The organism is Nostoc sp. MS1 (genome assembly GCF_019976755.1).
Taxonomy (GTDB): domain Bacteria; phylum Cyanobacteriota; class Cyanobacteriia; order Cyanobacteriales; family Nostocaceae; genus Trichormus.
The window spans coordinates 5,605,707-5,620,344 of the sequence record NZ_AP023441.1 but is presented as its reverse complement, the minus strand read 5'-3'; the positions used below and the strand labels follow the sequence as shown (position 1 = coordinate 5,620,344).

The window sequence follows — 14,638 nt, the reverse complement described above, 5'->3', positions numbered from 1 at the left end:
TAAACGACTATGCCACAAAACAAACCCAGCTTACCAGAAGTTCACCGCAGCATCAGAGTCCCTAACAGCAAGAGCTTTTGGCCCAAAATGCTGGCTTATGCCGGGCCAGGGTATTTGGTTTCGGTTGGATACATAGACCCTGGAAATTGGGCAACAGATATCGCTGGGGGGTCAAAGTTTGGGTATACTCTGCTAACAATCATCCTCCTGTCCAACTTGATGGCCATATTACTCCAATCTCTATGTGTACGTTTGGGAGTCGCTACAGGAAGAGATTTAGCGCAGGCTTGTCGGGACTATTTCAGCCGAAGGGTAAGCCTTTGTTTATGGATATTGTGTGAGATGGCGATCGCAGCTTGTGACTTGGCAGAATTATTAGGTAGTGCGATCGCTCTGCAACTTCTCTTTGGGCTTCCCTTAGTGTGGGGGGTTTGCATCACAGCACTTGATGTATTAGTATTGCTATTTCTGCAACATAAGGGCTTTCGCTATACAGAAGCTTTGGTAATAATACTGGTAGCCACCGTAGGTATTTGTTTTACTACAGAAATTTTGTTTTCTCGACCTAATATAGAGGGAATTTTATTAGGGTATTTGCCCAAAAAAGTTATTTTACAGAATCCAGAAATGCTTTACATTGCTATCGGCATTTTAGGGGCAACAGTGATGCCACACAATTTATATTTACACTCCTCAATTGTGCAAACCCGTGATTGGCAACCTAATACTGAAAAAAGATGGGAAGCAATCAAGTTTGGCACAATTGATTCAACTTTTGCTCTGTCGTTGGCACTGTTTATCAACTCAGCTATTTTAATTGTGTCTGCGGCCACATTTCATTTTTCTGGGAATCATAATGTGGCAGAAATACAAGATGCTTACAAACTGCTTTCACCATTGTTAGGAGTTAGTGCTGCTAGTGCCATCTTTGGGATTGCCTTACTTGCTTCTGGTCAAAGTTCAACACTAACTGCAACTTTAGCAGGACAAATTGTGATGGAAGGCTTTTTGCAATTTCGCTTTCCGTCGTGGTTACGCCGTTTAATAACCCGTCTGCTGGCAATCATTCCAGCTTTAATTACAATCATTCTTTTTGGTGAAAATAGTACAAGTAGCCTCATCGTTTTTAGCCAAGTTATTCTCAGTTTGCAGTTACCATTTGCAGTGATTCCATTGGTGATGTTTACTAGTAATCGCCGTTTGATGGGTGAGTTTGTTAATCCTTTGTGGTTAAAGTTTTTAGCCTGGGGAGTTGCTGTTGTCATAGTTGGCTTAAATGCTTGGCTGCTATTACAGTGTCTTTCGGTATGGCTGTGATAAGTTCCCAGTTAAACGAAGGAACATCTCCTGGGTAATCCAACTTCGTGCCACAACTGTAAAAGGATAAAGCTATTAACCATGTCTTTGCTAACTGTGCGATCGCCTCTATGCCGTTAGTAGAGATTTCTATATTAAATAACCATACTTGCGACTCAAAGGTTAATCCATGTAGAAGCCTCGCTACGCTTGGTTTTATATTGGTTGTAATTCATCTCTTTGACAAATTGACGTTAGCTGTGCTGGGAGTTCTCTTGCAACATTTAGATAGAATCAAAAAAATAAATCTATCTGCTGACCCTTTTCTTAGTTATTTACTCACATCTAAAATATGGCACATTACCAAAAACTACTGAGAGTTTCTACTAACGGCAAATCGTTCCACAATATTACTGCTAAAATCGAGTCCATAGTTGCAGAATCCGGTGTGGAAACTGGTCTTTGTACTTTATTTTTACGTCACACCTCTGCTAGTTTAGTGATTCAAGAAAACGCCGACCCTGATGTACTTGTAGATTTAGCGAATTATATGACTAAACTTGTACCAGAATCAGGCAAATATATCCATGATGCTGAAGGTGCTGATGATATGCCAGCCCACATTCGCACTGCATTAACTCATACTTCTGAAAATATACCTATTAATAGTGGTCATTTAGTATTAGGAACTTGGCAAGGAATATATATTTGGGAACACCGCCAGCGCAATCATATCAGGGAATTAGTTGTGCATATTTCCCAATAGTCATAATTATTTATCGCCTAGATAATATCCTCTACTTCTTGAGGGAGTGGAGGATATATCGTATGTATTAATTTATAAATAGAAACGTTAAAATCATTTAATTTTTTTAAAAATTAATATATTCAAGGTTATAAAATAATATTGAATCATAGCCATTTAGGCTAATTTACCAATGATGAAGCAGCACATAGCACCAACTCATAATTTCCAATTACTTGATGCAATACTCGATCAAGCTTCAGTAAATTTATTTACGCTCAATCCCCACAAGAAATCTATAACTAGCTTTGTGGAATTGGGTAATTTAATCACACAAGAAACTAGGGATAACCAAATCATCACTACCCTAATTAATACATTGGAAATTATAGTCTGCGCTCAGTTGCGAAACTTTCCCGAAAATATTTTTTGGGATTTTGATTTTATGGTCAGTGGGATATTACACCAAGCCTTAGCAGAACAAGATGGTGCTATTGCTTTTTTAGAGCAGTTTGCACACAAGATGGTGTCTTTAACTGAGTTATTTGGGATTCAAAGTGAAATTAGATTTCGCTACGTCCATGATTTTATCTATGGGTTTGAGTGGGCAAGATGGGTACAAAAAGTACCAGAAAAGCGTGTAAATATACAACCTTTTAGTTTAACTTTTATAGATTATTTATTAGATAAAAGTCAGGAATTAACGCAACGTATTCAGCAAGGCCGTTGTCAAGAATATAAATTATGTGCAGAAGGTTTTCGCAATCCTTTTAGTTTTTCCCGCGAACCCAAAGATGAATATCTATTATTTACTCATCTTGCCAAAGAAAGACTGATTCCCGTACCCGCCTGGAGTTGGAACGCCGTTCCTATATGGAATCAACCTTTTGGAGATTTGCGTGAGGAATTAGCATTAAAATTGAATATTCAATCACAGAAACGCTGATGAAAATTGCTGAGTTAATTACTTGGTTTGAATCTTGGGCAAATCCAACATGGTGTGAAAGTTGGGATAATTGCGGCTGGCAAATTGAACCAGGGATACTACAACAAGAGGCTAAGGTTTTAGTTTGCCTTACACCAACTTTGGCGGTAATGGAGGAAGCGATCGCTCTCCATGCTAATCTAATTTTTGCCCATCATCCCCTAATTTTTAATCCGCTCAAATCTCTGTGCCGTGGTGAAGCGATCGCCGATATGGTAAGGTTAGCATTCACCCATAACATCGGCGTTTACACCGCCCATACCAACTTCGATCAAGTAGAAGATGGTACGGCTGACGTTTTAGCCCAAATTCTGCAACTCAAAGATGTTACCCCCATTGCTCCGACGCAAAACGGACTAGGTTACGGGCGTGTTGGGTTGCTAGAACCATCTTTAACTTTACAAGAACTACTGACAGTAATTCAAAAGCGTCTATCCCCTCCCGATTTAATCTTTTCCCCCAATGCCGATTTACAGCAGGTAATTTCTAAAGTGGCAGTATTGGGAGGTTCGGGAGCCAGCTATATTTCGGCGGTAGTTAAAACAGGCGCAGAAGCTTACCTTACCTCTGACTGTAAATTCCACCAGTTCCAAGAAAGCCGCGATCGCGGTTTAATTCTCATCGATGCTGGACATTATGCCACCGAACGCCCAGCGTGCGATCGCTTAGTAGAAAAATTCCGCTTTTTAGATTTAGATTTGGTACAATTAAGTAATCACGATGAGGATTTCCGTCAATTTTTTCAAAGTGGTCATTAACTCATAGTTAACACTCAACTCCTAAGTATCCTCTATCTCTTGGGCTTTTACGTACACTCAAAGTCAGATCATTCTGCTCTTACTCAATCACAGTGAAACTTGGGAGTTCAGACATAACATTGCTGATAAATAGATTTCCTTCTAAATGTATGTGACATGGATCACAAAAGTACGTAATTAGAATCACGAGTATTTGCCGTTTCATATCAGTCAGGTAGAGCCTAAATTATTCCAAACTGGAGGTAATAAATTGCTTACTCTACCCAAGACAAGATGATTCGCGCACTTGTTGAATCTGCCTTTCAAACTGGTTATCTTAGTGTTGAATCTGAAGGTTTACTCCATCAGGTGCTGGCTACTCGGTGCTATCAACCAGAAGATTCCGCAGCCCTAGCATCCTTATATGATGCTGTTACTACAGGTAAAATTAAACGAGAAGCGTCCTCGCAAAAACTTATAGACTCTCTCTCACGGTTCAAATCTCGCTAATGCAGCCAAATTCTCTTTTGCAGATAGTCTTACAACAGCAGAAAAAATCTTCAACTCATAACTATTCTGTGGGATTGTTGTCGAAAACCATGAAGGTCAGCCTGAGAATGAGTTAAGATCAAATACGTAGGGGTAAACGTCAAGCCGAATCCCCAGGCTTCTCAGCAATGCCAATGATTACAATTAGGCAAATTAAACAACCGCAATCATCGCTTGTTTTGGAGTATTTATTATTACATAATGGTAGGAATGACTTACCAGACACTATTCACTTGGTAAAAACCACACCAGAATTGTTTGACTTCTATGAAGCAAACAATAGCTGATTCACCCTAAAAGAGATAAAATTTTGGTGCAGTAAGCACAAGTTTATGACCCAAAACATCCTTAAAACCAATAATCAAGTAAGTCTTTGGGCAGGGTCAAAAGACACACTGATGCTGAACCAAATTCCTCAACTCTTGAGGGTGTTATTTTATTGGGGTAAAACCCAAATTTTTCAAAGTTTAACTACGTTGTTTAAAAAGGCAGAAGCAGTACATGCTACACCGCAAGATTTATCAACTGTGTTGCGATGGGCGGGAGGTATGTGTATTCTTGCGGGACCAGCAACGCTGGATAGAACGCGCCCGCATCATCGATATAGAGGGAGATTTAGTAACCCTGCGCTATGAAACCGACGAAGAAGATGAAGTTTGCTCTTGGGAAGAGATGGTTCGTCTCGAAAGCATCGGTGCTGTTACCCAAAAATTAGCTTCAGTCCCTCGCGGTAATGTCGAACCCCTCATGACTGAAGATTGTCCCGAAGCCGAGCGTATTCGTAACCATTACCCCGATTCTAATCCTGAATAAGAGAGGCAGAAGGCAAAGGGGAGAGTTTACATCCTCCCACTCCATCTGCTCTACTGATTTCCTACAAGCTATGACATCCTGAGTCCTGAGTAACTTATCCTACTCAGGATTCGTTATTTTGGGGGATGAGGGAATGGACAGTTGACAGTTGACAGTTGACAGTTAAATTAACCTGTCAACACTTCTCTACAAGACGCTCTGCGTAGCTTGCTTTGCTACGCAACGCTACCGCGAACCACGGAGTAGTACGGTAAGCTTAGTACAGCGCTGTCAACTGTCAACTGAACTGAACAGAGATTTTTTCACTTCTTCCACAACAGCAACAGCATTGGCGATGCCGTCTTCACTGCGGATTTGTTCTCCCAAGGCGGCCGCACGTTGACGCATTGTTTGGTCGCTCACAGCTTTTTGGATGGCTTGGGCTAGTTTTTCTGGGGTTAATTGTTTTTGGGGAATGGGTTCTGTGCCAACGCCTAATGCTGCTACTCGTTGCCCCCAAAATTCCTGATCCCCAAAAAAGGGAATAATCACTGTAGGCACTCCGGCTCTGAGTCCTGCGGCTGTAGTACCTGCGCCGCCGTGATGCACAACAGCCGCGACTTGTGGAAATAGCCATGAATGGGGAACGGAGTCTATCAAGTAGACGTTATCTGGCAAATTCTCTTTATGCAAACCACCCCAACCAGAAAGCATGATGGCTCGTTGTTTTGTTTGTGCTAGGGCTTGCAAGATTAAATCGGCGGTTTGTTCTGGATGGCGCATACCCATGCTGCCAAATCCTATATATACAGGTAGTTTACCCCCTTGGAGAAAATCTACCAGGGTGGGGGGTGGAGTCCAATTAGGAGCAGCATCCAAAAACCAGTAGCCTGTGACATGGGTATTTTGCCAATCTGGTGGTTTAGGAATGACAGAAGGACTAAAACCGTAGAGTGTCGGATAGCGAGTAGGCTTATAAGGGCCAAAAAATGGGGATGCTGGCAAGTTGAGTACTTGCTTTCGAGCTAATGTATCACCTGAACGAGAACCTTGCCACAGAATTTGTCTCACTACATGATGGGAGAGCCAATTTACCGCACCGCCGAATTTGGCTAGGGACTGTGGGAAAAGTACACCCGGAAATGTTGTGGTTGGGGTAAAGGGAAAGACATAGGCATGTAACAATGGCAGACCCAACTTCTCAGCTAATGCCATACCAAGGTATAGTCCGCCAACACCAGCCACTAATAAATCTATGTCTTGACAAACCGTTAAACCTGTTTGCGCCCAATTAATCGCTGCACGTTGGGTTTCTTTTGTGGTGTACGCGGTAATTTTCAAAAAGTTTCCTGTCTCCAAAAGCTTACGCATTTCTGGAGATTTAACTATTTCCTGTACATTGCCATACATCGGGCAAAACTCTAAACCGTGGGAATTGATTAGTCCGGCAAAATTCTCATGACTTAATAAACGGACAAAATGACCCGCAGCTTTTAAACCCTTCCCTAAAGCAACATAAGGTTGAACATCTCCTTGACTGCCCAAAGCAATGATAGCGATACGCATCACAGGTACTCCTGTTTTATAGGATTGGTTCTGTCGATGACATTTATGTCAATATGACATTTATGTCATATTGATAATAGCATCAATGCCAAGGTATGCTAGGTTTGGAGCTATTCTCAAACCGCCCTATGAAATCATCTCGTCGAGCATCCATTGGTTTAGAAAAGCGAGAACGGACGCGAACTAATTTGATTGATGCTGCCTATCGAGTGTTTGCGCGAAAGGAAGCAGATGCCGTCACAATCGACGACATCATTGCCGAGGCAGGTGTTGCCAGGGGTACTTTTTATAACTATTTCCAAACCCGTGAGGATGTGTTGAAGGCGGTGGCGGCAGCTTTAAGCGATGAAATGAATCAAAAGATTTGGGCGCAGTCTGCGGCGATCGCAGATCCATCTGAACGTATGGCGATCGCTATTCGTCAATTTCTCCATCAAGCAATTGGCGATGCAACGTGGGGCTGGTTCATTGTCCGCATAGGATTAGTAGCCGCCCCTTTAAGTGAAACCATCGAAAGAGGCGTAATGACTGACTTAGAGGCAGGTATCCAACTCAAACGTTTTCAGATAGATTGTGTACCAGCCGCCATTGATTTGATTTTAGGAACATGTTTTATGGCAATGCGTAGCATTCTCGAAGGACACACTCAGCCAAATCATCCTGAGCAAATCGCTAAAATAATCCTCAAAACACTAGGAGTTCCTGCGGCTGATGCCCATGCGATCGCCTTCAAATTTCTTGAGCCGTTGACAGTTAATAGTTGACAATTGACAGTTGACAGGTTAAGTTCACTGTCAATTGTCCACTTCTATTCCACTAACCGCTCAAAAGCAGGACAATAACCTTCTAATGTTACCCTGAAGTTATATAAAGGTGATGCGGGATTCCAGCAGCGTTGTCCGCGTTGGTGGCGACAAGTGCCGCAACAGTCAATGGTGGGAGAGATGTTGCGATCGCTATTTTGATTGAGTAGTTCCCTTTGGGTTAACCCCCGCAGTACCAGTTCTTCCCCTTGCCAACGCGCTTCGATTAAACCAGTGTCGGCAAATTGTCGCCACCTGGGATCGGCGGTAATGGCTTCAGGAATGGTAATGGTGATAACTGTGCCTAACTCTGTTAATTCACCTTCATAGTTAGTTTCTGGTGCGGCTGGTTGGACGAAAGTTTCGCCAATTAGCAACTCTACCCTAGTCTCAGCCGCAGGTGAATGGACGTGATAACGGTTCTGTAACTCATCTAAGCAGGTTAAATCAGCTAGGTAGGCGGGGGAACCGTGGACGAAGACGACGTGCTGGGGGCGGAGGTTATGTATTAACTGAGTAGTTCCCGGCCCATCACTGTGTTGAGCCAGCAGATAACTTTCTATTGTGGTGGGGGCTGAGTATTTTTGATTAACTTTAATATCAATTTTTTCTGGCAATAATATCAGCCAAGGCCCGGTTTCTGCTTGGCAATATTGCTCTAAATCTGCTGTGGAATCTGTGAGGATAATACAGGGTGATTTGCCTACTATCGCGCGGTTTTCTGGCTGCAAGCGGCGCACACGAGGACGCACACGCTCATCCCAAAATAGGGGTTGATGACGGGCGAAGTTCTGTACTGATGCTGGTAAATGGGATAATAGTTCTAAGTAAGCATCGCAGCCAACAGCAACCGCCCCATCTACCCAAATATCTAAATCCCTGCCAGTGAAATGGTGGTGGGAACGCAGCAACATCAACAGTTCTTGTCCTAAGCCTAAAGCGGGGGTGGGAAGGATGACAGAGTGGCGATCGCCTATTGCTCGATTTATTCTTTCGGCTAGTTGGTTTTCTTGGTTGCGGCGGTGGGGGTGTCGGGATGTGCCGTAAGTTCCTTCGATAATCAACACATTCAAATCTAGACCACGCAGTTCTTCTAAGCGCAAACCTTCTACTAGGCGGGAGTTAGATAGGAAGAAATCCCCTGTGTATAGTAACTTGTAGGAGCGCTGTTCGTTGGTGTATGTGAGGAGAATTGCCACTGCACCTGGTAAGTGTCCGGCTGGGAAGATTTCCGCGACTAACCCATCTTGCAGTTCTACAGGCGATCGCAATGGCAAAGCGTGACAAAACTGGGGAATCTCTTCGGGATTGTGGTCTAACCAATTCAAAGGTAGCAACTTGCTAGTTACTTCACTACCATAGATAGGTAAACTAGGGAAAGCTTGATGTAGTGCCAGCAAACCTCTAGCATGGTCTGGGTGGGCATGGGTAACTAAGACTAAATCGGCTGGTAAGGGGGGAGTAGCCCGCTTTGTGGATGGAGTTAAACGTTTTTGTAGGGATGAAATATCTGCCAAACCACAATCTAGCAGGATGCGGTGCGGCCCCATTCGCACAAGTAGACACACACCCTCATCATGGTGCTGGACACTATAGGGAAAACATTCTAGTTCAGTCGTTGCTTCCCCTGTATCGATACTCGAATATGCTGACAAATTATCCCTCATACTCCGCTCCCGTCCAACCTCATCAATAACTTATCCGCAAAACCAAGATTTACATAGCTTTTGGTTTCCTAGCTTGGGGGAAATTTTGGTAGTGCGCCCCTAAAGCCAGACACCTTTTGCGAACTCGTACTGGTTCGTAAAAGTTGGATAAGGAGAAGCCTTTAAATTGGGGACTAAGAGAATTTGCCTCTTGCATTTGTACTGTCACAAAATTCTGATTGCCTACTCTCAGCAACCAGTCATTTTTCAGTGGGCAGAACCATTGCCATGATAGTTATCTGAGTCATAAAACCCGTTTTTCGTCCCAAAGAATAGGCACGAAACAGTAAATACTACGGTTAGACCGATTAAAATTAGTTTTACGTCCATTGGTGGTCACTCTCTAACTAAGACTTACTTATATTAATAGCGTGATTTTCCAACCTAGCAGAATCGCTAGAAAATCTTTAACTATGTTTGAGTTGATGGGGCAATAGGTAAATTTACTACAACCAGTCAGATTGTAGAGCTTTTCAGTATCAACTGTCTATTTATGCAATATGGCTTTACAAAGTGGGGAGTGGGGGAGTGAGGGGAGATGAGGGAGATAAATTAATAATTATGGACTAATGACTAATGGGGAAGTGAGTTCCCCATTATTTATACTATTTTGCGCCCATTTCTAAAACGATGCTGCGAATGAAGTCAATGCGTTGTTGAAAGTCGAAGCCTTTAACAGTATCAACAAAGCTGTTGGTTTGTTGTGGTAGCTTGTAATCGCCAGGGACTTGGATAATTTCGCCGTTTTCCATACCCCGTGATAATCTCAACCACAAGTCAATTTTGGGGCTGGAATGTAATGCACTGTAAGCACGGCTAATATCGGTGCTTGCGCCACTGGCGATATCTCGTTGAGCTTGTAATTGTTGCTCTTTTGGTAAAGCGCGGATCTGATCATATAAAGCGGCGGCTGTATCTTGTACAGAAGGTTGATTTGTTTCTCCTTGTAGCTGCTCTTTAATGTCAAGATAGCCAAACCACAGTAAAGCTAACTGTGTATCAACATCAAAGCCGCGAAATTGTTCTATGGCTTTTTGGGTGCGTTCATCGGTAGCGTAAGTCATGGTAAATCTCCGATTACTGAATAAGAACTGTGTATTGATAATTGCTGAGGCTACAAAACTCACCTCACTCACAAAATCTTATAAATTGAGCTAGGGAGATTAACCCTACTGTGGTTATAAATGCTTACCGTAGCTTCCGACAGATGTAAATATTACATTAGCTATTAGTCATTGGTAATTGGTTAGTCATTTATCGGCGGCGATCGCTGTTTTAGCGTGGAGCAGAAATTTGTCCTGCCCATGTTTCTCCATTGCAATCATCTCAAGTTCAGCATTTAGATTATTCTCTGCTCTGTGCTTGAACGAGATAGCCTCCGTAAACAGCTGCTGTCACTCTCCAGAAGGGCGTTGAAGATTGCTATACTTTCTCAACAGAACTTTGATTTTCACAGACAATTACTAAACAGTCATTTTTAACCTTAGCCAGCATTTCTTTAAAAGCAGGAGTATAATTACCATCTTTATCCACCACTTTACGTAGAGTGTACTCACCAAGTCTTAAAAGACCACCAAACCAACGGGTTTTTCGATACCAAACATTCCCATTTGGAGAGTTTTCTTCTTGGTGCATTGTGGCATCTATAAACCATTTAGGTATCTGCAATCCTAACAAAAAAGGCGTAATTTGACCGTGCTGTAAAGTTTTATCAGCAAATTCTATTTTGTAAGTAAATCGAAATAATCGAGATAAGCTAAGTAATAGCCATCCAAAAATTGTGTTGTGAAAAGTCCACTGTAAAGGAGCAAAAACAGGTAAGATTAGGGTTTGCTTTTGGATATCCCATTCTAAATTATACATTGTAATGCAATCATCTGGAAGCGGATTGCCATCCATAAAGAATACACCTGCAAGGACAGATGGTAAGTCCGTTTCTTTAACTGGTTTCATCCATGTAGCAATATTATCGAGTTGTTTTTTCTCGATTTTTCTAGTCATTACCTGTCTCCTTATATGCAAATCAGTGATCAACCATCTAAGTTTGTTTAGCAAAACCTTGTAAAACTAAATCATTAGGAGTAACAGCAGTCACTTTAGCAAAATCCCATTTTACTTCTGTAAATGATTGCCATTTATAATTTTTAAAAAGGTAGAGACAGAAAACTTTAATCAAGCCAACTGATAAGTTTCTTCCGGGACAAGCTCGCTCATGACCATATCCATTCCAAGATAATATATCAGAAAAATCTCGTGTAACATCAAAACTATCTGGATTTTGGTATCTATTAGCATCCCTATTTGCTGTAAAGATAGAGCCAAGTAAGCGAGTTCCCTTTTGGAATGGACATTTTGTTCCCCCTATCTCGACTTCACCTGAGTTAGTAGTTAGCTGGCTAACAAATCTTACAGGTGGATAGAGCCGAGCAGTTTCTAATATTACTTGATTCATGAGGTGGGACTGTTCAATGGCAGATTCATTTAGGGTTTCTTGGGAGTTCCAAACAGTATTAATTTCGGATAAAACGTGGTTTTTTAAAGTATTGTCTAGGCACAAAACACCAATTACAGAGCCTAACAATGCACTTGTACCAGCAGTTCCGGCAATATGAATCATATCGAAAACACTGTTAGCTATTTGATGTTCATTTAGTCCATGCTTTGTTCCTGTTTCTAGAATGAATGCCCATTGAGGAGATTGTTTATACTTATTAATTAGATGCTGGCGATGTCGAATATTTGGTGCTGTTTTAAATGCTAGTAAATATTTACTGATAAAGTTAGGAATAGATGCTAAAGGTAAACCTTGAATATAGGTACGTGATGCTTTGATTTCTGCTTCAGTTAAAGATATTTGCAGAATCAGTTGATGCAGAATGTCCAGCATCATGCTTGGTAAATCTTCGCCAATGTGTAATTTCCCTTGATTGGCAGCTTTTGATAGACTTTGCTCTACTAAACGCCCTAAGATATCTATCTGTGCTGATGGGTCTGGTAAGACTTGCGAAAATATAGCACGAACCCCTGTATGTTCATTACCGTTTGTCCCCAAACTGAGAGGATTGTTGAGTAAGTAGCTAGGAGCCAAGATTCTGATGATACCTAAATCATTTCCTCGAATTTGCGGCTCGGTTTGCATCAATTCCTGCACTTGAGTATGGGATGTGTGCATAATTGCATGATCTACTGCAAAATATTTGTCACCGATATTTTCCTTACGAGTATAAAGAAAATCTTTCCATGCTTTGAGCATGATCAAGGCATCACCATAGTAAGCACGTAAGCGCAACAACTTACCGATCGCTGTATCATAGCCGACTTTAGCTAAAGTATAGGAGAGTTTGATCTGGCGATCGTGGTTTTTGAGAATTTTATCTTTAAGTTCCATAGTATTATGAGGTTAAGTTAGATATTGATGCTTTGAGGGATTCGTGAAGGTAGAAGATACTCATAAGATGGGCGGTGTAAGTTACGCTGATTGATGGTATCTTCAATCTGTTGGAGATTTGTTTGAAAGGCTTGTAACAATGGTTTTACCTTTGGGTTGGTAAAGTATTCTTTTTGGTAATCACCAAGCTTGTTGTAATAGACAGAACCTAGTAAGGATAGAAGATTTAGTTGTCTTTGCGCTTGATCCAAAGGTGGCAGTAAATTTAAGTAATCTTGCTCTGTTACTTCTGTTTTCAGGGTAGAAGCTGGTAAGTAACCAGCTAAAGGTAGTACTGGAGCGTAGCCCATCAAGTCTTTTTGGGGAAAGTTGACTGCTCCATGTTGGGCGCTGGCGGTAAAAATAATTAAAGTAACAGCATCAGCTAAATAATCGCGCGTTTGAATACCACCATTTTCGCCAAAATCAGGCACACGTCCCCCGTCATAAGCTTGTGCCTCGGCTGCCCATGTTTGCAGTGCTGTGTCTTTTTGAATATTTTGATCTGTAGGGTAGTAAAGTTTTAGATAGTCCGATACCCACTGATGAATAGCATTCCAAATCAACAGCCCATCATCTCGATAAGGATATACAGGTAACAAGTTCGGATCATCTACACCACGTTGCTTGAGTTGTTTTGGTAACATGGCATTATTAAAGCTGTAACTTTGTAAACCACGCACAGCTAAAACTCTAGCGTTATCAATAGTGGATGAAAGTAGCCTATCAACCCCACCACCAGGAGCAATAAGAATCCTTTGTGCCGCATCATTGATTGCTAAAGTTCCCTCGAAATGGGGGTGTAATAAAATACGTAGGGGATGATTGGTGGGTAATTGTCGATAGGTTGCCATCACAAAGGGGCCGACGAACAAGTGAGTTCTACCTAGATGAGTGACGGCTTCATGAAAGTTTGCATCGGCAATTTGCACAACGGTTTTGGCAAATAGCCAAGAATACTTACCCGATTGCGGGGTAATGATGGGGTAGTCTGGGCCTGGGGTTTGTCCACATTGAATAGCTATAGGGCGCAAGAGACGGTTCGATTCTGAACCTTGGGGTAAGGCAAACAACGCTAAGGGAGCATAGAGATATTTTTGCTCATGTGGGTATGTGCCGTTGATTGCACCCTCCAAAATTCCATAATCTGCTAAGTAAAGTCTACCTTGTTGCCCGGCTGCACTCAAAGAGTCGTCACTACCCATGACTGCTTGGAAATGTTCGTCTGTGACGGGGAAGCGATCGCCTACGGTGGACAGAACGCCATCGCCTAGAGTTTCTATTCGCTCAATCATTACCGGATTGAAGCCTGCTACCTGCATATAGGCAAATACTTCATCTTGCTGATAAGTACTAGCGATCGCTGGTAGTGGAATTTCTGGCAGTAACTTTTCGTAATCTTGGAGATTGGTTACATGACCTGTAGGTTGGTCTTTATACAATAAGTTTAAAACTCGGTCTAAGGAATCTTCAAAAATAGATAGTCCACATTCTCTCAGTAGCGAAAACAATAGATCATCAATTTCTCTAAAATCTTTAGATAAGCTCTTAATTAAAAATTGAGGAATTATTTGTAACAGTTTGGCAATAACACTAAGTCGAAAAGGTATAGCTCCCTTGATTATGGCTTCAAGAATAAATCTTTTGACATCATCACGAACTGACTGAGAACCACGATTACCTCTATTTGTAATTAAGGTATTAATAAATAGTACACGTAATTGCTGTGCTAGTAAAAAAAGCCAATTAGTAGAGAATTGTTCTGTAGCAGGCAGCTCATCCACCATTGCAATTGATGGAATATGAGTGTAGTTATATTGATATTGTTGCCTAGCCACTGCCAAGTTATCAGCAATAGATAAATTTACTGGATCATTTGGTAATGAATTATTCACATAAACTCCTTGTATATAGTAAATTTAAAAAAATCGAGATTCAATTTAAAAATAACAGATTTTACCTAGTAAAAGACATAAAGTATTAGGCAAAAATAGTGATAAACTAGCTATCTTAAAAAAATCAATAACACTCT

At 41.5% G+C, this 14,638-nt stretch carries 14 protein-coding genes; 8 read left to right on the top strand and 6 right to left on the bottom strand.

Annotated elements, in window-relative coordinates; all coding sequences use genetic code 11:
- Positions 1-9 precede the first annotated feature (9 nt).
- The 7 genes from NSMS1_RS24180 (at position 10) to NSMS1_RS24150 (ending at position 5,125) form a co-directional block, all read left to right on the top strand.
- Complete coding sequence (locus NSMS1_RS24180) at positions 10-1,317, top strand: Nramp family divalent metal transporter (RefSeq protein ID WP_224087238.1); 1,308 nt, start codon at positions 10-12, stop codon at positions 1,315-1,317.
- Positions 1,318-1,648: 331 nt separating this feature from the next.
- Entirely contained in the window at positions 1,649-2,062 is a 414-nt protein-coding gene (locus NSMS1_RS24175; RefSeq protein ID WP_224087237.1) for a secondary thiamine-phosphate synthase enzyme YjbQ, read from the top strand.
- 175 nt (positions 2,063-2,237) lie between these two features.
- Entirely contained in the window at positions 2,238-2,987 is a 750-nt protein-coding gene (locus NSMS1_RS24170) for a hypothetical protein (protein WP_224095336.1), read from the top strand.
- Complete coding sequence (locus tag NSMS1_RS24165; protein WP_224087236.1) at positions 2,987-3,784, top strand: Nif3-like dinuclear metal center hexameric protein; 798 nt, start codon at positions 2,987-2,989, stop codon at positions 3,782-3,784. The genes NSMS1_RS24170 and NSMS1_RS24165 overlap by 1 nt, the downstream gene beginning before the upstream one ends.
- 273 nt (positions 3,785-4,057) lie before the next feature.
- On the top strand, positions 4,058-4,273 hold the full coding sequence (locus NSMS1_RS24160) for a hypothetical protein (protein ID WP_224087235.1): 216 nt from the start codon (positions 4,058-4,060) through the stop codon (positions 4,271-4,273).
- 167 nt (positions 4,274-4,440) lie between these two features.
- Positions 4,441-4,599 carry a hypothetical protein gene (locus NSMS1_RS24155; protein ID WP_224087234.1) on the top strand — a complete coding sequence of 53 codons (159 nt, stop codon included), beginning with the start codon at positions 4,441-4,443 and terminating at the stop codon, positions 4,597-4,599.
- Positions 4,600-4,813: 214 nt separating this feature from the next.
- Positions 4,814-5,125: a DUF6679 family protein gene (locus NSMS1_RS24150; RefSeq protein ID WP_224087233.1), complete on the top strand. Its 312-nt coding sequence runs from the start codon at positions 4,814-4,816 to the stop codon at positions 5,123-5,125.
- Positions 5,126-5,395: 270 nt separating this feature from the next.
- On the opposite strand, the gene NSMS1_RS24145 is transcribed toward NSMS1_RS24150, so the two are convergent.
- Positions 5,396-6,670, bottom strand: coding sequence for a glycosyltransferase (locus tag NSMS1_RS24145; RefSeq protein ID WP_224087232.1), 1,275 nt, complete (start codon positions 6,668-6,670; stop codon positions 5,396-5,398).
- Positions 6,671-6,798: 128 nt separating this feature from the next.
- On the opposite strand from NSMS1_RS24145, the gene NSMS1_RS24140 reads away from it, so the two are divergent.
- Positions 6,799-7,434 (top strand): TetR/AcrR family transcriptional regulator, encoded by a 636-nt coding sequence (locus NSMS1_RS24140; protein WP_224087231.1) that lies wholly within the window; start codon positions 6,799-6,801, stop codon positions 7,432-7,434.
- Positions 7,435-7,478: 44 nt separating this feature from the next.
- On the opposite strand, the gene NSMS1_RS24135 is transcribed toward NSMS1_RS24140, so the two are convergent.
- The 5 genes from NSMS1_RS24135 to NSMS1_RS24115 all read right to left on the bottom strand — a co-directional run bounded on the left by NSMS1_RS24135 (position 7,479) and on the right by NSMS1_RS24115 (position 14,501).
- On the bottom strand, positions 7,479-9,140 hold the full coding sequence (locus tag NSMS1_RS24135) for an MBL fold metallo-hydrolase (protein ID WP_224087230.1): 1,662 nt from the start codon (positions 9,138-9,140) through the stop codon (positions 7,479-7,481).
- A gap of 644 nt (positions 9,141-9,784) precedes the next feature.
- Positions 9,785-10,243: an orange carotenoid protein N-terminal domain-containing protein gene (locus NSMS1_RS24130; protein ID WP_224087229.1), complete on the bottom strand. Its 459-nt coding sequence runs from the start codon at positions 10,241-10,243 to the stop codon at positions 9,785-9,787.
- 358 nt (positions 10,244-10,601) lie between these two features.
- Positions 10,602-11,180: a hypothetical protein gene (locus tag NSMS1_RS24125; RefSeq protein WP_224087228.1), complete on the bottom strand. Its 579-nt coding sequence runs from the start codon at positions 11,178-11,180 to the stop codon at positions 10,602-10,604.
- Positions 11,181-11,217: 37 nt separating this feature from the next.
- Entirely contained in the window at positions 11,218-12,567 is a 1,350-nt protein-coding gene (locus NSMS1_RS24120) for a cytochrome P450 (protein ID WP_224087227.1), read from the bottom strand.
- Between the two features lie 17 nt (positions 12,568-12,584).
- Positions 12,585-14,501: a lipoxygenase family protein gene (locus NSMS1_RS24115; protein ID WP_224087226.1), complete on the bottom strand. Its 1,917-nt coding sequence runs from the start codon at positions 14,499-14,501 to the stop codon at positions 12,585-12,587.
- Positions 14,502-14,638 lie beyond the last annotated feature (137 nt).